The organism is Oryzomicrobium sp., from assembly GCF_021287045.1.
Lineage (GTDB): Bacteria > Pseudomonadota > Gammaproteobacteria > Burkholderiales > Rhodocyclaceae > Oryzomicrobium.
Genome location: NZ_JAJTBG010000004.1, coordinates 34182 through 53275, shown reverse-complemented (window position 1 = coordinate 53275; position 19094 = coordinate 34182). Strand labels below are relative to the sequence as shown.

At 70.6% G+C, this 19094-nt stretch carries 18 protein-coding genes; 4 read left to right on the top strand and 14 right to left on the bottom strand.

Annotation, left to right across the window (positions count from 1 at the left end; all coding sequences use genetic code 11):
• Window positions 1–258: 258 nt before the first annotated feature.
• From LWW89_RS05430 to LWW89_RS05390, 9 genes are all read right to left on the bottom strand, one after another.
• Entirely contained in the window at window positions 259–762 is a 504-nt protein-coding gene (locus LWW89_RS05430; RefSeq protein WP_293262343.1) for a TPM domain-containing protein, read from the bottom strand.
• Between the two features lies 1 nt (window position 763).
• Window positions 764–1531, bottom strand: coding sequence for a TPM domain-containing protein (locus LWW89_RS05425; RefSeq protein WP_293262340.1), 768 nt, complete (start codon window positions 1529–1531; stop codon window positions 764–766).
• A gap of 184 nt (window positions 1532–1715) precedes the next feature.
• Window positions 1716–2399: a LemA family protein gene (locus tag LWW89_RS05420; protein WP_293262337.1), complete on the bottom strand. Its 684-nt coding sequence runs from the start codon at window positions 2397–2399 to the stop codon at window positions 1716–1718.
• A gap of 145 nt (window positions 2400–2544) precedes the next feature.
• Window positions 2545–3375, bottom strand: a complete 831-nt coding sequence (locus tag LWW89_RS05415) for a uracil-DNA glycosylase (RefSeq protein ID WP_293262334.1) — start codon at window positions 3373–3375, stop codon at window positions 2545–2547.
• Window positions 3372–3845 (bottom strand): ribosomal protein S18-alanine N-acetyltransferase, encoded by a 474-nt coding sequence (rimI, locus tag LWW89_RS05410; RefSeq protein ID WP_293262331.1) that lies wholly within the window; start codon window positions 3843–3845, stop codon window positions 3372–3374. Before rimI ends, LWW89_RS05415 begins: the two co-directional genes overlap by 4 nt.
• Entirely contained in the window at window positions 3842–4570 is a 729-nt protein-coding gene (tsaB, locus tag LWW89_RS05405) for a tRNA (adenosine(37)-N6)-threonylcarbamoyltransferase complex dimerization subunit type 1 TsaB (RefSeq protein WP_293262328.1), read from the bottom strand. The genes rimI and tsaB overlap by 4 nt, the downstream gene beginning before the upstream one ends.
• A 138-nt stretch (window positions 4571–4708) precedes the next feature.
• Window positions 4709–5932, bottom strand: a complete 1224-nt coding sequence (locus tag LWW89_RS05400; protein ID WP_293262325.1) for a DUF1501 domain-containing protein — start codon at window positions 5930–5932, stop codon at window positions 4709–4711.
• Window positions 5933–5941: 9 nt separating this feature from the next.
• Entirely contained in the window at window positions 5942–7498 is a 1557-nt protein-coding gene (locus LWW89_RS05395) for a DUF1800 domain-containing protein (RefSeq protein ID WP_293262322.1), read from the bottom strand.
• A 147-nt stretch (window positions 7499–7645) separates the two neighbouring features.
• Window positions 7646–8212: a DUF3106 domain-containing protein gene (locus LWW89_RS05390; protein WP_293262319.1), complete on the bottom strand. Its 567-nt coding sequence runs from the start codon at window positions 8210–8212 to the stop codon at window positions 7646–7648.
• A gap of 214 nt (window positions 8213–8426) precedes the next feature.
• Between LWW89_RS05390 and ompR the strand changes: the two genes are divergently transcribed.
• Window positions 8427–9188, top strand: coding sequence for a two-component system response regulator OmpR (gene ompR / locus LWW89_RS05385; RefSeq protein WP_293262316.1), 762 nt, complete (start codon window positions 8427–8429; stop codon window positions 9186–9188).
• Window positions 9185–10567, top strand: a complete 1383-nt coding sequence (locus tag LWW89_RS05380; protein ID WP_293262313.1) for an ATP-binding protein — start codon at window positions 9185–9187, stop codon at window positions 10565–10567. The genes ompR and LWW89_RS05380 overlap by 4 nt, the downstream gene beginning before the upstream one ends.
• A 103-nt stretch (window positions 10568–10670) precedes the next feature.
• Here LWW89_RS05380 and LWW89_RS05375 read toward each other — a convergent pair whose 3' ends face one another.
• The 5 genes from LWW89_RS05375 to ispD form a co-directional block, all read right to left on the bottom strand.
• Window positions 10671–11519 carry an HDOD domain-containing protein gene (locus tag LWW89_RS05375; RefSeq protein WP_293262310.1) on the bottom strand — a complete coding sequence of 283 codons (849 nt, stop codon included), beginning with the start codon at window positions 11517–11519 and terminating at the stop codon, window positions 10671–10673.
• Complete coding sequence (locus tag LWW89_RS05370) at window positions 11519–14011, bottom strand: EAL domain-containing protein (RefSeq protein ID WP_293262958.1); 2493 nt, start codon at window positions 14009–14011, stop codon at window positions 11519–11521. The genes LWW89_RS05375 and LWW89_RS05370 overlap by 1 nt, the downstream gene beginning before the upstream one ends.
• Window positions 14012–14126: 115 nt before the next feature.
• Window positions 14127–15524 (bottom strand): HD-GYP domain-containing protein, encoded by a 1398-nt coding sequence (locus LWW89_RS05365; protein WP_293262307.1) that lies wholly within the window; start codon window positions 15522–15524, stop codon window positions 14127–14129.
• A 42-nt stretch (window positions 15525–15566) separates the two neighbouring features.
• The gene (ispF, locus tag LWW89_RS05360; RefSeq protein ID WP_293262304.1) at window positions 15567–16079 is read right to left on the bottom strand and encodes a 2-C-methyl-D-erythritol 2,4-cyclodiphosphate synthase; all 513 of its coding nucleotides are present in this window, start codon (window positions 16077–16079) and stop codon (window positions 15567–15569) included.
• 39 nt (window positions 16080–16118) lie between these two features.
• Complete coding sequence (gene ispD, locus LWW89_RS05355; protein ID WP_293262301.1) at window positions 16119–16844, bottom strand: 2-C-methyl-D-erythritol 4-phosphate cytidylyltransferase; 726 nt, start codon at window positions 16842–16844, stop codon at window positions 16119–16121.
• 266 nt (window positions 16845–17110) lie between these two features.
• On the opposite strand from ispD, the gene LWW89_RS05350 reads away from it, so the two are divergent.
• Window positions 17111–18391, top strand: a complete 1281-nt coding sequence (locus LWW89_RS05350; RefSeq protein ID WP_293262298.1) for an MgtC/SapB family protein — start codon at window positions 17111–17113, stop codon at window positions 18389–18391.
• A gap of 1 nt (window position 18392) precedes the next feature.
• On the top strand, window positions 18393–19088 hold the full coding sequence (locus LWW89_RS05345; RefSeq protein ID WP_293262295.1) for a hypothetical protein: 696 nt from the start codon (window positions 18393–18395) through the stop codon (window positions 19086–19088).
• Window positions 19089–19094 lie beyond the last annotated feature (6 nt).

Here is a 19094-nt window from a genome sequence, read left to right as displayed (position 1 = left end):
CATGTTTCCCGGCGGCCGAAAAGACAAACTCCGCAACTGGCGCGAACCTTCGATTTTCCGTCAGCCCAACGTATTAATTTTATTAATACATCGCCAGCCAGACTCCTCGGCGCCGACGCCCTCCCCAGACGCAAACCTGTTCCCGGCCGGACCGGCCCCTATAGCCGGCACGGCACCGGCCCGGGTGCGCCATCCAGGGCGCCGGGCGTGCATTCTTCAGATCGGGATTGAGCGCCTCCGGCACCGGAGGCGTAGCGGTCAGCCCAGCACCAGGGGACGGTCGGGCAGTTCGTTGGGATTGCCCGGCGGCGGCGGGACGTGGGCTTCGAGCAGGACGGTGATGTCCGCCAGGGCCGCCAGGGTACCGGCCTCGAAATTGCCGGCGCGGAAGGCCTCGCCCATCTGGCGGCACAGTTTCGTCCAGGCCGCCTCGCCGACCCGGGCGTGGATGCCCCGGTCGGCCACGATCTCGACCCGACGGTCCGCCAGCAGCACATAGACCAGGATGCCGGTGTTGCCCTCGGTGTCCCACACCCGTAGGTGGGAGAACAGGTCCAGGGCCCGTTCCCGGATGCCGGCCTCGCCCCGGCGCAGGTAGGCCAGCGGCAGGGCGGTCTCGACCACGAAGCGCAGTTCGCCGCCGTGGCGCGCCTCGGAATCGGCGATGGCCGCCTCGATGCGCGCCAGGCTGCCGGAGGGAAAGTGGCGCCGCCCCCACCAGCCGGGGACGAGCAGATGCTTGAACACGCGGGTTACCGTCACTTCACCATCCTCCCGAAGCGCCACCGCCGCCGAAACGGCCGCCACCGCCGGAAAACCCGCCGTCCCGGGAGCCGCCGAAGCCTCCCCCACCCAGGCCGCCGCCGCGCAGCATGGCCGGGCTCAGGCCGAGCAGGGAAAAGACGAAGGCGGCCAGGCCGGCCAGGGCCGCCATGCCCAGGCTGCCGGCGATCAGCAGGGCCAGGGCGCCGGTGGCGCCGCCCACGGCCAGGGAGCCGAACAGGCGGCCGAACACGGCGCGCAGCACCTGGCCCACGGCCAGGGCCATGATCATCACCAGCACGAACAGGGATTCCAGATCCCCTTCCGCCCCCTGCCCGGACGGCGCCTTGGCGGCGGGCGGCGGCAGGGGTTCGCCGGAGACGATCTTGATCAGGGCATCCACCCCAGCCTCGATGCCCCCCGGAAAATCCCCAGCGGTGAAACGGGGCGCGATCACCTCGCTGACCACTCGCTTGGCGATGGCGTCCGGCACCGCTCCTTCCAGGCCGTAGCCGACCTCGATGCGCAGGCGCCGGTCGTTCTTGGCCACCACCAGCAAGAGGCCGTCGTCCACCTTGGTGCGGCCCAGCTTCCAGGCCTCCACCACCCGCAGCGAATACTGCTCGATGGCCTCGGGCTGGGTGGTGGGCACGATCAACACGGCGATCTGGGCGCCCTTGTCCTTCTCGAAGGCGGCCAGCTTGGCCTCCAGGGCCTGGCGGCGGTCGGCGGGCAGGGTACCGGTGGTGTCGGTGACCCGGGCGGTCAACGGCGGGATGGGCGCAAGGCCGCGCCCCGCCTCATTCTCCGCAGCCCAGGCCGGGAGAACGAGGCAGCATGCGGCGATCAGCAGGCACCACGCCAGGATCAAGCACTGGCGCGGAGTTTGGCGGACCACGCGAAAAGAACCCAACGTGATGCCTGTGCTGGCGACCATGGTCCGACCAGGCGAATCAGTAGCCCGACACCGGCGCTGCCCCACCCGGCGCCTTGGCCGGGGCTTCGGCCGGCGCAGGAGCGGGCGCGGGGGCAGGCGCGGCAGGCTTGGCGCCGCCGAAATCCACGGTGGGGGCCGTGGAAATGGCCTTTTCGTTATCCACGCTGAAATTGGCCTTGGGCTTGTAACCGAAGGCCATGGCGGTCAGGTTGTTGGGGAAGGAGCGCACCGCCGTGTTGTAGACCTGCACCGACTGGATGTAGCGGTTGCGCGCCACGGTGATGCGGTTCTCGGTGCCTTCGAGCTGGGCTTGCAGGTCGCGGAAGGCAGCGTCGGCCTTGAGTTGCGGATAGTTCTCGGACACCACCAGCAACCGGGACAGGGCCGAGGACAGTTCGCCCTGGGCCTGCTGGAACTTGGCCAGGGCTTCCGGATTGTTAGCCAGCTCCGGCGTCACCTGGAGGCTGCCCACCTTGGCCCGGGCCTCGGTCACCTGGGTCAGCACCTCCTTCTCGTGGGAGGCGTAGCCCTTCACCGTATTCACCAGGTTGGGCACCAGATCGGCGCGGCGCTGGTACTGGTTGATCACTTCGGACCAGGCGGCCTTGGACTCTTCGTCCAGGCGCTGGAACTCGTTGTAGCCGCAGCCCGAGAGCAGGGACACGGCCAGGGCGAACAGGGCGATCAGGCGGAAACGCATGGGACCTCCGGGGGGAGAAGCGATAAGGCGATGGGCGAAATGACGGGGACGGCTCGGCAGCGGCGGATCGGTCCGATCCAGTCTCATGCCGTCAAGGTAGGGGCGCGGCGCCGATCCTGCAAGGGGCGCCGCGCGGGTCACGGGTTCAGTGCCCCTTCAGGCGGGCCATGGTGCGCCGGGCGAAGAGCAGGTCTTCCCAGGCCTTGGCCTTCTCCGGCAGGTTGCGCAGCAGATAGGCCGGGTGGTAGGTCACCACCACCGGGATGCCCTGGTACTCGTGCACCCGGCCGCGCATGGCGGCCAGGGGTTTTTCCAGGCCCAGCACGCTGTCGGCGGCGGCCCGGCCGAGCAACACCAGCAGCTTGGGCTGGAGCAACTCGATCTGGCGGGTGAGGAACGGCCGGCAGGCGGCCATCTCGGCCGGCTCCGGGGTGCGGTTGCCGGGCGGGCGGCACTTCACCGCGTTGGCGATGTAGACGTCCTCGCCGCGCTTCAGGTCGATGGCCGCCAGCATGGCATCGAGCAGCTTGCCGGCCTGGCCGACGAAGGGTTCGCCCTGGGCGTCCTCGTCCGCCCCCGGGCCCTCGCCGATGAACAGCCAGTCGGCCTGCTCGTCCCCCACCCCGGGCACGGCCTGGGTGCGCTTTTCGCACAGCCCGCAGGCCCGGCAATCGGCAATCGTCTGGCGCAGCTCGGGCCAGGACAGGCCGGGGGGAATCGTCACCGGGGTAGCCACGCGGGGCGCAGCCTCGGCCGCGGGCCGAGGCGCGTTCACTGGTGCAGCGGGGCGGCCCGGGAAGGACCGGGCGGGGCGGTCGACGGCAGGGATTTCAGGGGCGGCGGGCGCTTCGGGCGCAGTGCTCACGGCGGCTTCGGCCATGGCATCGGGCGTCTCACCGCCCTGGCGCGGCACCCACACCGGGCCGATGCCCATTTCGGCCAGGATCGCTTCCCGGGAGAGCAGCACCGGCTTCATGCCTGGGCCTCCACCAGGGCGCGCTGCATCACGATGGCGTCCTCCCGGCCATCCGCCGCCGGGTAGTAGCCCTTGCGCCGGCCGATCTCGGCAAAGCCCAGGGCGGCATAGAGCGCCCGGGCGCCTTCGTTCGAGGGCCGCACTTCGAGCAGCATGGAAAACATGCCGGACTGGCGCGCCGCATCCATGGCCCGTACCAGCAGCCAGCGGCCCAGGCCGCGGCGCTGCAAGGCCGGGTCGATGGCGATGTTGAGCAGGTGGGCCTCGTCCACCGCCGCCATGATCATGGCGTAGCCCACCACCTGGCCGCCCACTCGCAGGGTCCAGCCGCTGTAGCCGGCCTTGAGGGAATCGGCGAAATGGCCACGCTGCCAGGGAAAAGCCGCGGTGGCGGCCTCGATCGCCAGCACCGCGTCCAGGTCGCCCTCGGTCATGGGTGTCAGCTCCCGGGTTTCGGCCGCCAGGCTCACGCCTTGCCTCCCTGGGCGAGCCGCTCGGCCACGGTGAAGGCCACCTTGTCGCGCACGTACACCGGCGCCGCCAGGGCGGCGTCGAACTGGCCCCAGTCGGCCCGGGGCGTGGCGGCCAGCCGGGCCGCGGCCAGGGCCGCCACGGTAGCGGCCTGGGGCAACGCCGGGTGGTGGGGGATGGCGGCGGCAGCCAGGCGCTCGGCCAGGGCCGGGTAGGCTGCCGGGGCGTTGCCGGCGCTCACCCAGCCCTCGGCCGGGTCGGGCAATTCGATGTCCTGGGGCGGACCGACCCGGTCCTCCCCTTCCGGGTGCTCCGGGTGAAAGGCACCATCGGCGCCGCGCACATAGCGGCCGGCATAGGCCTCGTTCATGCGCGCATCGAGCAGGGCCAGCACCCGCTGCGCCCCGGTGGCTGCGCCGCAGGCGGTGGCCAGGGTGAGCAGGGAGCCCACCGGCACCACCGGCAGGTCGAAGGGCACGGCCAGGCCCTGAGCCACGGCGCAGGCCACCCGCAACCCGGTGAAGGCCCCAGGGCCGGCGCCGTAGGCGATGGCGTCCAAGCCGGAAAACGGTACGCCGGCCTCGGCGAGCAGGTCCCGGGTCAGGGGCAGCAGGGTTTCGGAGTGGGAGCGTCCCGCCGGGCAGTCCCGGGCGATCACCCGGCCATCGAGCCAGAGCGCGCAGGAGCCGGCCTCGGTGGTGGTGTCCAGGGCAAGCAGTTTCATGGGGCGGATTGTACCCTGTTAGCCCGCCACTCCGCCCCGGCGGGCATGGGCGTGGCGTACCCGGCCGACGCTTTTACGGCGCGAACGAGCCGCTGAAGACGGGCCGGGGCGAACCGCTGCCCTCCCCTGCCTTGCGGTTCAAGCGAGCAACGGCAGGGATGCGAAGCGCCCGCCCAGGATGTCCCGGGAGGGGATGCCCCACCAGTTGTCCAGGGCGGTGGCGTAGAGCTGGCGGAAGTCCACGGCGAAGGGCAGGTTGCCGTTGCCGTCGAGCCGGTCCAGTGCCGGCTCGGCGCCGTAGAGGCCGCCGGCCACCCGGCCACCGAGGACGAAATGGGGCGCGGCGGTGCCGTGGTCGGTGCCGCCGGACTGGTTTTCCTTGGGACGGCGGCCGAACTCGGCATAGGTCATCACCAGGGTGTCGTTCCAGCGGCCGGACTCGGCGAGGCCGGCCCGCAGGGCGGCCAGGCCCTCGCCCAGCTGGCGCAGCAGGCCGGCCTGGGCGCCGGCCTGGTTCTGGTGGGTGTCGAAGCCGTTCAGGGTGATGCGTAGGCAGGCCACCCCGGCGTTGCTCGCCACCAGCTGGCAAGCAGTCTTCACCGCCTGGCCGAAGGGGCCGCCGGGAAAGGCGGTTTTCAAGGGCGAGGCGCTGGCGGCGCCGGCCAGGTGGTTGGCCGCCGTGCTCACGTCCTGCTCCACCTTGAGCAGGTGGGCGAGCGCCGGGTTGGCCCGGGCAGCCTCGCCGCCGGGCTGGGCGAGCCGGGCCTGGCGCAGGAACTGGTCAGCGTTTGCCAGGGCGATGGCCCGGCTGCCCGGGCCTTCAAAGGGCCCCATGTCGGCGGCGCCGAGCACCACTCCGTCGGCGGCGAAGGCGGCGGGCACCGGGGCCTTGGCGAAGGCCCGGGCCAGCCAGCCGTCGCTGCGGGTCTCGTGGGCGCCGGAAGCGGTCTCCCAGATGTCGATGGAGCGGAAGTGGGACAGGTCCGGGTCCGGGTAGCCCACACCCTGGACCACCGCCAGCTGGCGGTCGCGCCACAGGGGCAGGAGGGGTTCCAGGGCGTTGTGCAGGCCGGCGGCTTCGCTCAGGGGCAGGACCTGTTCGCGCTTTAAGCCCAGCCGGGGGCGCAGGGCGGCGTAGCGGGGGTCGGCGTAGGGCACCACCATGTTCAGCCCGTCGTTGCCCCCCTTGAGTTCCACCAGCACCAGCAGGCGCTCGTAATGGGGGCTGCCCCGGGGCATGTCCGGCGCGCCGCCGCTGGCGGGCATTCTGGAAGAATCCATCTGGGGAGCGGCCCGGGAGGTTGCACTCAGCACGGTGAGGCTGGCGGCCCCGAGGCCGAAGAGGAAGCTGCGGCGGTCCATGGCAGTCTCCTAGAGAAGCTGGTAGGCGGGATCGAGGGCCAGGGCCCGGATCAGGGCGAGGCCGGTGGGTGCATCGTTCATCCCGCCGGCGGCAAGCGGGTTAACCGGAGGCACCGCCAGCAGGGCGGCTTCGAGGCCGCGGTGGTCGGGAAAGCGGTCGAGCAGGCGGCTGCTGTCCACCCGTACCGCCGACCAGGCCGCCACCAGGCGGAAGCGGGCGTCGCCGTCCATGCGGCCGCCCACCTGGCCGAAGGCTTCGCGCAACTGGGCGGTGCGCCGCTTCATGACTGGCGTGGCGTCGTCGTAGCGGGCCTGCTGGCCGTCGAAATGGCGCATCGGCTCGACGAAGTCCTCGCCGCGCAGCAGCCGTTCGAGAAAGGCCTTGCGCGCCAGCAGGGAGGTGGAATTGATCCAGGCTTCGCCCCCCGGCCAGCCGCGCACATTGGGCGGGGCGAACAGGTCCTGGCCCAGGTTGCGCACGATGAAGGCCAGCGGCAGGGCGTCGGGCACGGTCACGTCCAGGGTGCGTACCGTGCCGGCCACCAGGTCCACCGGCGACTTGACCAGTCGCCCCCGGTTCTGGGGCGCCCAGAAGGCCTCGGACAGCAGCAGGGCCCCCAGGGTGGCGCGCAGGTCGTAGCCGCTGTCGCGCAGCACCGCCGCCAGGCGCTGGATGGCCCGGGCCTGGGCGGGATCGTCCCCCGGGGGGGCGACGAAGTCCTGCCACAGCTTGGCGGCGATGAACTCGGCGCAGGCCGGCTGGGCGAGCAGGATGTCGAGCACCTGGTCGCCGTCGAAATTGCCGCTGCGGCCAAGCACGGTCTTGACGCCGGTGTCGTGGAAGAAGGGCCGCCAGCGGAACTCCCCGGTCTGGGGCTCGATGCTCCAGCCGGTGAAGGCCCGGGCCGCTTCGCGGATATCGCCTTCCTGGTAATGCCCCCGGCCCAGGGTGAACAGTTCCATCACCTCCCGGGCGAAGTTCTCGTTGGGGCTCTCGCGCCGGCTCTGGGCGCCGTCCAGGTACACCAGCATGGCCGGGTCCTTGCCCACGGCGTGGAGCAGGTCGCCGAAATTGCCCAGGGCGTTTTCCCGGAACAGCAGGTTCTGGCGGACCATGAACGAATGGGCGTGGACCTTCTGGTCGCTGGAAACGAAATGGTTGTGCCAGAACAGGGTCATCCGCTCCACCAGGGCCCGGGACGGATCGGCCTCGATCATCTCCTGGAGCCACCAGGCGCGCATCTCGGCACCGACGCGGAAGCGTTCCTGCTGGAAGGCCTTGCGGTCCTCCTCGCGCATTTCCTTGAGGCGCTGGGGCGAGACGTACTCCAGGGCGTCGGCCGGGGGCGCATGCAGAGGCGCCGTGGGGGGCCGGGCGAGCAGGCGGTCCACCGCCGCGACGCGGGTCAGCCCGGCGTAGGCGGCCAAGTCCGCCGGCCGGCCGCCGAAGCCGGTACGGGCCAGGAGGTGGCGGGCGCCGGCTTCACCCAGTACCGCATCGTTCTCGCGGCGGGCCGCCCAGGCCGGCGCGGCCAGGCCGAGGGAGGCCCCCAGGGGCAGGGCCAAGAGGCCCGTTCCGGTGCGGTTCAGCCAACGGCGGCGGCCTGGGGAAAATCCATGATCGATTGGCATGGCGAGGGCACCGGAAAGAAGACTGAAAAGAATCAGGGGTGGCGAGCCGGGCTGGAAACTACAGCGAAGATCGGCTGGGGATCAGGGCCGGTGCGGCAACGGCCGGGGGCCGGAAAGGGGGGGCGTGGGTGGCGGCTCCGCTCTCGCCGGCACCCCTTCCAGGGCCCGGCGCTCGCGCAGCTTGTCGCGCAACTGTTGGCGCTCCTCGGGCGGCATGCTCTGCCAGCGTTCCCGGATCGCCTCGCGGCGGGCCTGGCGCTCTTCCGGCGACAGTTTCTCCCAGGCTTCCCGCCCTTCCTGGCGCAGTTGCTGACGCATTTCCTGGCGCTGTTCGGGAGACAAGGAGTCGAGGCGCTCACGCATCGCCTGGTGGGCGGCCTGGCGCTCCGCGTCGCTCATCCGCGGCCACTGGCTACGCACCCGCTCACGCTCGGCGCGGCGCTCGTCCGCCGTCATGCGCTTCCACTTTTCCAGGCTCACCATGGGCGCCACCGGCCCCGGAGCGCTGGCGGTGCTGCCGGAAACCGTCGGCGCCGTTCCCGTCTGGGCCAGGGCCGGCAGGCTGCCCAAGCTGGCGGCAAGCCCCCAGGCCAGAGCGGTCTGGCGCAGGACATTGCCGAAAAACGGGGAAAAACGGCGGGATTGCATTCAACGCTCCAAAAACCGTGGTCCGGGCCATGTCGGGGACCACTCGTCATGACCGAATCTTAGCGGCAGCGCCGCCCCCTGCCCATTTCTCCCTGCGTCGAGTTGTAAGAAAATGTGACGCCACGGCGTTTCCGAAACACCTGCTGACGATTCTCTCCATCTGCCCCCAACCACGCCCTATCCACCCGGCATTGACCACGCTACGATAACCACCATGAACACGATCACGCCCAAACGCATCCTGGTGGTAGACGACGACCAGGGACTGCGCGACCTGCTGACCCGCTACCTCGGCGAACAGGGTTTCACCGTCAAGGCGGCCGAATCCCCCGCGGCCATGGACCGGCTGCTTTCCAGGGAGGCCTTCGACCTGCTGGTGCTGGACCTGATGCTGCCCGAGGAGGATGGCCTGTCGATATGCCGGCGCCTACGCTCGGCCGATGCCCAGCTGGGCATCCTGATGCTCACCGCCAAAGGCGACGAGATCGACCGCATCGTCGGCCTGGAGATGGGCGCCGACGACTACCTGCCCAAGCCCTTCAATCCCCGGGAATTGGTAGCTCGCATCCAGGCCGTGCTGCGCCGGCGCGGCCTGCCCCCGCCGGGCGCCCCGGCGTCCAAGCCCGGGGTGATCGGCTTCGGCGACGTGGAAGTGGACATGTCCACCCGCCAGATCGCCCGCCAGGGCGAAGTGACCCGCCTCACCACGGGCGAGTTCGCCGTGCTCAAGGTGCTCATGGAGCACCCGCGCCAGCCCCTGTCCCGGGACCGCCTCACCCAGCTCGCCCGGGGACGGGAGCACGGCCCCTTCGACCGGGCCATCGATGTCCAGGTCTCCCGCCTGCGCAAGCTGGTGGAGCCGGACCCGCAGAACCCGCGCTACCTGCAAACCGTGTGGGGCTTCGGCTACGTGTTCGTGCCCGACGAGCCCGGCGGCATCGGAGCCCCTGCCGCCCCCACCCCGCACGCTACGTGACCGATCCGGACCGCCCATCCTCCTGGCGCCTCTACTGGGGCCAGCTGTGGCCCCGTACCCTGCTGTGGCGCACCTTCCTGCTGATCGCCCTGGTGCTGATCCTGGCGGTCACCAGTTGGGCCCTGCTGCTACGCTATTCGGAACGGGAACCCCGGGCCCGGCAGCTGGCGGAATTGACCGCCAGCGTGGTCAACCTGACCCGCTCCGCCCTCCTCCACGCCGCCCCCAGCGAGCGCCTGGCGCTCCTCGACGACCTGGCCCTGCGCGAGGGCATCCGGGTGATTCCTGCGGATGCCGGCGACAAGCTGACGCCCCTGCCGGACAACCCCTTCTTCGCCACCTACGCCAGCCAGGTGCGCCTGGCCCTGGGCTTTTCCACCCGCTTCGCCATCGCTCTGGACGATGAGCCGGGGCTGTGGACCAGCTTCCACGTGGCCGCCGACGACCCCGAGGACGAATACTGGGTGGTGCTGCCGGAAAACCGCGCCCAGCGGCGCACGCCCTGGGAATGGCTGGGCTGGGGCGCCCTGGCCCTGACCTTCGCCCTGGCCGGCGCCTGGTTCATCGTTGCCCGGGTCGGCCGCCCCCTGGCCGAGATGGCCCGGGTGTGCGTGGCCGTGGGCCGGGGCGAACGCCCCGCCCGCCTGAACGAGGACGGCCCCCTGGAACTGGCCGTGCTGGCCAGCGCAATCAACCGCATGGCCACCGACCTGGCCAGCAACGAGAACGAGCGTGCCCAGGTGCTGGCCGGCATTTCCCACGACCTGCGCACCCCCCTGGCCCGGCTGCGCCTGGCCCTGGAGATGAGCACCAGCGACGATGGACTCAAGGGCGGCATGGTGGCCGACGTGGAAACCATGGACGGGCTGCTCACCCAGTTTCTCGATTACGCCCGGGGCGCCCGGGAAGAAACGCCCCAGCCCTACGATCCGGGCGAAATCATCACCGGCGTGGCGCGGCGCTTCCCCGAAGCCAGCCTGGAACTGGAGACGGTAGCGCCGCTGCCGGTCAAGCGCCGGGTGTTGGAACGGGCGCTCACCAACCTGGGCGAGAACGCCCGGCGCTATGCCGGCGTCGACACCCCCAACGGCTCGATGGTCCCCGGGCTGACCTTCCGTCTGCACGAGGAAGGCAGCGGCCGGCAGCGCCAGGTGGTATTGGAAGTGCTCGACCGGGGCCCGGGCATCGACCCGGCCCTGGCGGAAGCCCTGAAGCGCCCCTTCATGCGCGGCGACAGCGCCCGGGGCGGTGTTTCGGGCACGGGCCTGGGACTGGCCATCGTCGATGCCGCCGCCCGGGCCCACGGCGGCCGCCTGGACCTGCTGCCACGGGAAGGGGGCGGCCTGCGTGCCAGGATCGTCCTGCCGCGCCAGGGCTAGGGCACGGAAAAAGCGGGAAAGAACAGAGGGCAGACGCCGGCCAGATTACGGTGCCCCCTCCCCCGCCGGATCGCGCAGCGCCGAAGACGGCGCTGCAACAGCCTCAGGCGCCGAACACCAGGGAGAATTCCTCGGCCCCCGGCCGGGCCTCGTCGAGGGCCGCTTGCCAGGTGGCTTCATCCAGACCCAGGGCGTTCCAGGCGTATTCGGAGCGGGGAGGCGGATTCCAGGCGCCGGCCAGGTGCCGGCCGAGTTCGTAGGCGCCGCTGTCAGCCAGGCTGACCACGGCGGCCAGGGGCTGCTCGGGCCAGCGTTCCGGCGCATGGTGGCCGGCGATGCCGTCGACGATGGTGGCGGGGAATACCCAGCGCCGCGCCAGCAGTTCCCCGACCTGGACGTGGTCGATGCCCAGGCAGAGGCGTTCGGCATCGATCAGGGGCAGGCCCTCGGCTCTGGCCCGTTCATGCACCGCCTTGTAGTGGGCCGGGTAGTTGGTGGCGATCACTAGCCGGCCGATGTCGTGGAGCAGCCCGACGACGAAGGCGCTTTCCGGATTGACCTTGGCGCGGGGCGCCAGCACCCTGGCCACCACCGCCGCCGCCGTGCAGTGGCGCCAGTAGGTGGCTGTATCCAACCCCTCGGCGGTCAGGCGCCCCAGGGTCTCGCCGGCGGCGGCGGCCAGCATCAGGGTGCGCATGGTGTGCAGGCCGAGCAGGGTCACCGCGTCCTGGATGCTCGCCACCCGGCCGCGCAGGCCGTAGAAGGGCGAGTTGGCGATACGCAGGGTCTTGGCCGCCAGGGACTGGTCCCGGGCGATGTCGTGGGCCAGGCGGCGGGTGTCCAGTTCCGGATCCTCGAGGCGCAGCAGCAGCTCGGTCACCACCGCCGGCATCGACGGCAGCCGGCCCAGGCTCCCTTCGAGCTCGGCCAGGGTCAGGGGGCTTAAGGTCATCATCGCTCCTCGGGTAAAGCCAGCAACAGCCAGCCCCGGGGCTCGACGGCCGGCCCCAGGGGGCGGCAGAATACAAGAAAACGGCCCTGGGCGCAGTCCACCCGGTGCGGGGTTGCCTCCCGTTGTGCCAAGAGATCCATCACAGCCGCCGGGAGACAGGCGGCAGCCGGCTCGCCCACCAGCGCACCCCGTCCAGCCAAGCGCTGGGCCTCGCCGTTGGCGGCGACCACCAGCCCCTCGTTGTCGATGCCGAACAGGGGCCAGGGGAACATCTCCACCACTTCCTGGGTTACATCCAGGGTAGTCCGCTGGAGCAGGGCTTCAAGCCCGATGGCATGGTCCGTCCCCGCCGGATGGCGCGACAGCAGGGCCTCCGGCAGGCGGCGGCCGGCCCGCAGCAGGTCGCCCGCTTCCTCCGCCGGCACCGGGCGGCTGAAGTAGTAACCCTGAATCTCGTCGCAGCCGTTGCTCGACAGCAGCGCCAGCTGGGCCTCGGTTTCCACCCCTTCGGCCACCACCCTCAGCTTGAGGTTGTGGGCCAGGGTGATGATCGCCCGGGTGATCGAGACGTCGCCCGGATCGGCCACGATGTCCTGGACGAAGCTGCGGTCCACCTTGACCGAATCCAGGGGAAAACGCTTCAGGTAAGAGAGGCTGGAGTAGCCGGTGCCGAAATCGTCCACCGCGATGCGCAGGCCCAGTTGCTTGAGGCCGTCCAGGGTGGCGATGGCATCCTCCACGTTGTGCATCAGCATGCTCTCGGTGATCTCCAGCTCCAGGGCGCCGGCCGGCAAGCCGGCGCGGCGCAGTTCGGCGCCGACCATCTCCACCAGGTTGGGCTGGAGCAACTGGCGCACCGACAGGTTCACCGCCACCGACGGGGCGCCCAGCCCCTCCCGGTGCCAGGTGGCGGCCTGAGCGCAGGCCTGGCGCAGCACCCAGGCGCCCACGGCGATGATGCCGCCGGTGTCTTCGAGCAGGGGAATGAACTGGTCCGGCGGCACCAGGCCCCGGGCCGGATGACGCCAGCGCAGCAGGGCCTCGAAGCCGACGATGGCGCCGCTGGCGCAACTGACCTTGGGCTGGTAGTGCAGGACGAATTCGTCCCGCTCCAGGGCGCGGCGCAGGTCGATGACCATCTGCAACTGGCCCTGGGCCCGGGTATTCATCGAGGCGGTGTAGAACTGCATGCCGTTGCGCCCGAGTTCCTTGGCCCGGTACATGGCGGTGTCGGCGTTGCGGATCAGGGCCTCGGCCTCGATCCCGTCGTCCGGGTAGAGGGCGATGCCGACGCTGGCCTGGGCGTACAGTTCCTGGCCCTCGGCGTGGATCGGCCGGGCCAGGGCCTCCATGATGCGCTGGGCGGCCATGGTGGCGTCCTCGCTGGACTCCAGGTCGGGAACGACGATGGCGAATTCGTCGGCGCCCATGCGCCCCACCGTGTCGCTCTCCCGCAGCACGGTGGCGATGCGGTCGGCGGCAGCCACCAGCAGGGCATCGCCGACGCCGTGGCCGAAGGTGTCGTTGACCAGCTTGAAGCGGTCCAGGTCCACCACCATCACCGCCGCCCGCTTGCCTTCCCGGTGGGCGCTGGCCAGGGCCTGCTCGATCCGGTCGCGCACCAGCAGCCGGTTGGGCAGACCGGTCAGGGCGTCGTAGTGGGCGGCCTGGGCCAGTTGGCGCTCGGCCTTGACGCTCTCGGTGACGTTGATGTGCATCACCACCGCGCCCTTGCCCGGCGCGCGCAGGGGTGTGGCCAGGAGGCGGAACCAGCTCTCGGCGTTCTTGCCGTGGCAGGAGTAGACGGTGGAGAACTCGTCGCGGGCGCCCGACAACACGGCGTGCAGGCCCGACTGGACGTGCTCGGAGGCCGCCGCCACCGCCACCCCGTCGCCGGTGCACAGGCTCAGGTAGTTGAGACCGACCCCGGCGGAATCGTCCGGATAGCCGTTCTCCTCGGCGAAATGGCGCCAGCCGGCGTTGACCGCCAGGATGCGCCCCGTTTCGTCGAGCAGGGCGATGTGGGCCGGCAGGGCGTCGAGAATCGAACGGTTGGTGGAAATGCTCGCCGCCAGCTCGTCGCGCTGCTGCACCAGGGGCGTGATGTCGAGGGCGATGCCGCCGACGCCGTGGATGCGCCCGGCCTCGTCGGCCATGGCGAAGCTGCGCAATTGCAGCCAGCGGACGCTGCCGTCCGGATGCAAGGCGCGCAAGGTTTCATTGACGCCGCCGAAGCGGTTTTCCGCCACCACCCGGCGCAGCCGCGGCCGGTCGTCCGGATGGACGCAGGACAGCCATGAAAAGCGGTCCCGGCACAGATCCTCCCGGCTGCCGCCCCACAGGCGCTCATAGGCGGCATTGACGAACACCACCTGCTTGGCGGCGGTGTCGATCAGCCAGAAGCTTTCCGGCAGGTTGTCGGCCAGCTGTTCGAAGCGGACCTGCTCCAGCACCGATTGAACGGTGCCCTCCTCCATCTCCCTTTCGTCCACCAAGGTGTGTCCCTTCAGCGTGATCGTTTTTATAACGCTGGATATTACGGGGGGAAGGCGGCGAGGGCGAGTAAAAGGAGGTAAAAAATCGCGGGCGGCCGCCGGGACCCGGGAATCAGATCAGGAAGCGGGCCACGTCGATGCCCCACTTGGTCGCATCTTCGGCCCCGGCGATGCGCTCGCTGCCGTGCTTGGCCAGGTCGATGTCCTCGGGCGGCAGGTAGTACATGCGCTTGGCGTCATAGATGATGCGTACCACCGGGGTGAGCAGGTTGTCCCGGTGCAGGGCCACCACCACCGCCAGCCGGTTGCTTTCCAGGCGCACCAGGGAACCCACCGGGTAGATGCCCACGTTCTTGACGAAGGCCTTCACCAGATCGGCATCGAACAAGGTGCCGCCCCCTTCGAACAGGCGGCGCACCGCGTCGGACGCCGGGGTGGGCCCCCGGTAGGCCCGGGGCGAAGTCATGGCGTCATAGACGTCCACGATGGCCGCCATGCGCCCCGCCAGGGAAATGGCCTCGCCCTTGAGCCCCTTGGGATAGCCAGTGCCGTCCATGCGCTCGTGGTGCTCGGCCAGCACTTCCAGGGCGTGGCGCGGCAGGCCGGGCAAGGTAGTGGCCACGTCCAGGCCCATCACCACGTGGGAACGCACCACCTTGAATTCGTCCTCGGTCAGCTTGCCCGGCTTGGTGATCAGCTCGGTACTCAGCTTCATCAGCCCCACGTCGTGGAGCAGGCCGCCCAGGGCCAATTGGTGGAGCATGGCCTCGTCCAGTTCCAGGGACTTGCCGAAGGCCACCAGCATGGCGCACACCCCCACCGCGTGGTTGTAGGTGTAGTCGTCCACCCGCTGCTGGAGGCGGCGCAGGGTGAGGATGGCGTGGCTGTTGCGCAGCACCGAGGCGGTGATCTTTTCCACCGCCGCCCGCACCGGAGCCTGCTCCACCTGGCGCCCGACCCGCACGTCGTCCATCACCGAGCGCACGGCCCGGGTGGCCTCGCCGAAAGCGGCCCGGGCCCGGCCCATCTCCGCCCCCAGGGACACCCCGGGCGAAACGCCACCGGGGTTGCCCGTGGGGACCCGCACGGTAGCGGCCAGGCGCTCGCCGGGGGCCGGCGCCTTTTCCGACACTTTCTCCGACACTTTCTCCGGCGCGGCCTCCAGGGCCGTTTCCCGGGGTGCCTCGCCGCCCCCACCCGCCGTATCGGCGGCCACCCCCGGCCCGGCCACTGCGGCCACGGCTTCCAGCGCGGCCGCAACCGGCGCTTCCGCCGGGGCAGAAGTTTCGGGACGGGATTGCTTTTCCGCTGCTGCCTCGTCCTCCACGTCCAGGCCCCGCTCGGTGTCGATGAACAGTTCCTGGATGCGGCTGTTGCGCACCTTGGCCAGGTCGCCCTCGCTCTTGATCATGACCCGGTTGAAGAGGAAGGGATGGTCCATCCACCCGGCGTTGAAGTCGTGGACGAACATGCCGATCCGCAACTGGGCGACGGGGATTTTCTTGATCATGGCGAAGGCGGAAAAGGGTGCGGAGGTTGGAGAGAAAAAGGGTTAGTGATCGTGGTCGTGATCATGCTCGTCCTCGTCGGCGAGCTCGCCGAGCAGGACGATGGCCTGGGCCTCGATGCCCTCGCCGCGGCCCACCGGCCCAAGCTTCTCGGCGGTCTTGGCCTTCACGTTGATGTCCTTTTCCGGCAGACCCAGGTCGGCGGCGATGTTGGCTACCATGGCCGGGATGTGGGGCGCCAGCTTGGGGGCCTCGGCCACCACGGTGCTGTCGAGGTTGAGGATGCCGTAGCCAGCCTCGGTCACCCGGGCGATGGCCTCGCGCAGCAGGGCGCGACTGTCAGCGCCCTTGAACCGGGGATCGGTGTCCGGGAAGTGGCGGCCGATGTCGCCCAGGCCGGCGGCGCCGAACAGGGCGTCGATGATGGCGTGGATCAGCACGTCGGCATCCGAGTGGCCGTGCAGCCCCCGGTCGAAGGGAAGGGTCACGCCGCCGATGACGAGGGGCCGCCCGGGCACCAGGGCGTGGATGTCGTAGCCTTGTCCGATTCTGAGCACGATGAAATTTCCTGTGAGAACTGTAAGAAGTAAGTGGAATCAGCCCCGGGGCGCCGTGGCGAGCAAGCGCTCGGCCAAGGCCAGGTCGGCGGGGTAGGTGACTTTCAGGTTGGCCAGCTCGCCCCGCACCAGCCGGGGCACGTGGCCCGTAGCTTCCATGGCGCCGGCCTCGTCGGTCACGTCGGGAAAGCGTTGCAGCGCGTCGCGCAGCAGGCCATAGCGGAACATCTGGGGCGTCTGGGCCTGCCACAGCCCGTCTCGCGGCACGGTGCCGGCCACCCGATCACGCTGGTCGGAGCGCTTCAGGGTGTCGGCCACCGGCACCGCCAGCAGGCCGCCCACCGGGTCGTCGGCCAGGGTCTGGAGTAACTGGTTGAGGGCAGAGGCGGACAGGCAGGGCCGGGCCGCGTCGTGGACCAGCACCCAATCGTCGTCGGCCGCCGCGGTGGCGGCCGCCGCCAGCCCGGCCTGGACGCTGGCGGCCCGGGTGGCGCCGCCCTGGCGCACGGTTTCCAGCTTGCTGCCCAGGGCGCTCCAATCGAACCCCCCCCACCAGTCGTCGTCCGGCGCCAGCACGACGAACACCCGGTCGATGGCCGGGCAGGCGCACAGCACCGCCAGGGTGTGGTGCAGCAGGGGCCGACCGAGCAGGGACAGGTATTGCTTGGGGGTTTCGCTGCCGAAGCGGCTGCCGTGGCCGGCCGCCGGCACGATGGCATAGTGGCGGGCGTGGCCGGGCGTGGGAGGCAGGGAAACGACGGACATGGACGATATCGGGTGGTTTTGGCTGGGGGAATGCGTGGGTGCCGGCGCGGCCTCGCGCCTCGCTGTTGAGGCACAATGACAGCATATGCCGTTGCCCGCCACCTTGGCTGCCGCGGCGGTTGCGCCGGAAAACGCCGGCCCCGCGAAGGCGGCCGAGGCCGCGATTCTACCGGAAGCCAACCGCCCTTCCCGCCACGCCGATCAAATCCGGCCGCCGGGGAGCAACTGCTGTTCCTTCCCTTGCCATCCGCTAAGCTGAATCCATCATGACCACTCCACTCAGCGACGTCGGCCTCGAATTCGCCCACGGCTTTCTCACCGCCCTGGGCCTGGGATTGCTCATGGGCCTGGAACGAGAGCGGCGCGCCACCTCCCGGGCCGGGCTGCGCACCTTCGGCCTCACCTCCCTGCTCGGCGCCGTGTGCGCCCTGCTCGCCGGCGAATTCGATTCGCCCTGGCTTATCGCCGCCGGCCTGCTGGCGGTGGCGGCCATGATGATCGCCAGCTACGCCGTGCGCCCGGACCAGGACGACCCGGGCACCACCTCGGTGGTGGCCCTGCTGCTGGCCTTCGGCTTCGGCGCCATGGCCTGGTACGACGAATACCGCACCCAGGCGGTGATGCTGGCCATCCTCAGCACCGTGCTGCTCTACTTCAAGGCCCAGCTCAAACGCCTGACCAGCCGGCTGACGGAGCGGGACATCATCTCCATCCTGCAATTCGCCGTACTCTCCCTAGTGATCCTGCCGGTGCTGCCGGACCAGGGCTTCGGCCCTTACCAGGCCATCAACCCCTACCAGGTGTGGTGGATGGTGGTGCTCATCTCCGGCGTATCCCTGGCCGGCTACGGCGCCCTGCGCATCGCCGGCCAGCGCCATGGGGCGCCGCTGCTGGGCATCCTGGGCGGCCTGGTGTCGAGCACCGCCACCACCCTGGTCTATTCCCGCCATAGCCGGGAAACCCCAGCCCTGGGCGGACTGGCCCTGACCGTCATCCTCACCGCTAACCTGGTGGTGCTGGTGCGGCTGGTGGCCCTCACCGCCGTGGTCCAGCCCGCCCTGGTGCCCCACCTGCTGCCCACCATGGCCGGCGGCGCCCTGGCGGGCCTGATCGTAGCGGTGGTCATGTGGCGCCGCATGGAACGCCAGGATTCCCTGCCCCAGCTGGAACTGCGCAACCCCACCGAGATCCGCGCCGCCCTGACCTTCGGCGCCATCTACGCCGCCGTGCTGTTCCTGTCCGCCTGGCTGGCCGACATCGCCGGCAGCCGGGGCCTTTACCTGGTGGCCCTGGCCTCGGGCCTCACCGACGTGGATGCCATCACCCTGTCGAGCCTGCGCCTCTTCGCCCTGGAGCGGGTCAATGCCACCCAGGCGGTGACCGCCGTGGGCCTGGCCGTGCTGGCCAACCTAGGCTTCAAGCTGGCAGTGGTCGCCGTGGTGGCGGGACGCCGGCTGGCCGGACGGATCGCCCTGGGCTTTTCCGCTGTGGCCGGGGGAGGCTTCGCCGGCTGGTGGCTGGGCCTCCACGCCCTGGCCGGAGGTTGACATGCCTGCCCCCCCATCGCCCCTTTCGCCAGTGACCGAACCGGCCGCCGCCTTTCCCTTCACCCTGCGCAGCGACGCCGCCCAACTGGCCGGAGAACTGGCCTTGCCCGCCGCGCCGGCCCAGGCCTTGGCGCTGGTGGTCCAGCCCACCTCCCAGCAGGACGGCGGCCCCTATGCCATCGCCCAGGCCCTGCTCGGCGCGGGATTGGCCGTGTGCCGGATCGACCTGCTGACGCCCCTCGATACCCGTTACCCGGATCTGGTGCGGGACGTGCCCCTGCTGGAAAACCGGCTGGCCGCCTGCCTGAGCTACCTGCAAGGCAAGGATTGCCGCCTTCTCGGCCTGCCGCCGGACCTGCCCCTGGTCATTGTCGCCAGCGGCGGCGGCGCCCCAGCGGCCCTGCGCCTGACCGCCACCCGCCAGGGGCCGTGCCGGGCCCTGGTGTGCCGCAACGGCTTCATCGACCTGGCCGGGCGCCATGCCCTGGGCTTTCTGCCCGTGCCCCTGCTCTACCTGGCCGAGGAACGGCCGCCCCAGGCGCCCCAGGACACCCGGGAAACCGCCGCGGCGGTCAATGCCCTGTCCCTGGTGCAGGCGCCCCACGAACTGGTCCGCTGCCCCGGACGGAAGGAAAGCGCCCGGGCCACCACGGACTGGGTCCGCCGCTGGCTGCCCCCGGCGGGAGCGTCCGCCTGACGGCGC

Coding starts and splice junctions, on each gene's coding strand:
- LWW89_RS05400 (WP_293262325.1), bottom strand. CDS start 5,932: ATGGACCGCCGCAGCTTCCTCTTCGGCCTCGGGGCCGCCAGCCTCACC.
- LWW89_RS05350 (WP_293262298.1), top strand. CDS start 17,111: ATGACCACTCCACTCAGCGACGTCGGCCTCGAATTCGCCCACGGCTTT.
- LWW89_RS05375 (WP_293262310.1), bottom strand. CDS start 11,519: ATGACCTTAAGCCCCCTGACCCTGGCCGAGCTCGAAGGGAGCCTGGGC.
- LWW89_RS05365 (WP_293262307.1), bottom strand. CDS start 15,524: ATGATCAAGAAAATCCCCGTCGCCCAGTTGCGGATCGGCATGTTCGTC.
- LWW89_RS05415 (WP_293262334.1), bottom strand. CDS start 3,375: ATGAAGCCGGTGCTGCTCTCCCGGGAAGCGATCCTGGCCGAAATGGGC.
- ompR (WP_293262316.1), top strand. CDS start 8,427: ATGAACACGATCACGCCCAAACGCATCCTGGTGGTAGACGACGACCAG.
- LWW89_RS05420 (WP_293262337.1), bottom strand. CDS start 2,399: ATGCGTTTCCGCCTGATCGCCCTGTTCGCCCTGGCCGTGTCCCTGCTC.
- tsaB (WP_293262328.1), bottom strand. CDS start 4,570: ATGAAACTGCTTGCCCTGGACACCACCACCGAGGCCGGCTCCTGCGCG.
- LWW89_RS05345 (WP_293262295.1), top strand. CDS start 18,393: ATGCCTGCCCCCCCATCGCCCCTTTCGCCAGTGACCGAACCGGCCGCC.
- LWW89_RS05390 (WP_293262319.1), bottom strand. CDS start 8,212: ATGCAATCCCGCCGTTTTTCCCCGTTTTTCGGCAATGTCCTGCGCCAG.
- ispD (WP_293262301.1), bottom strand. CDS start 16,844: ATGTCCGTCGTTTCCCTGCCTCCCACGCCCGGCCACGCCCGCCACTAT.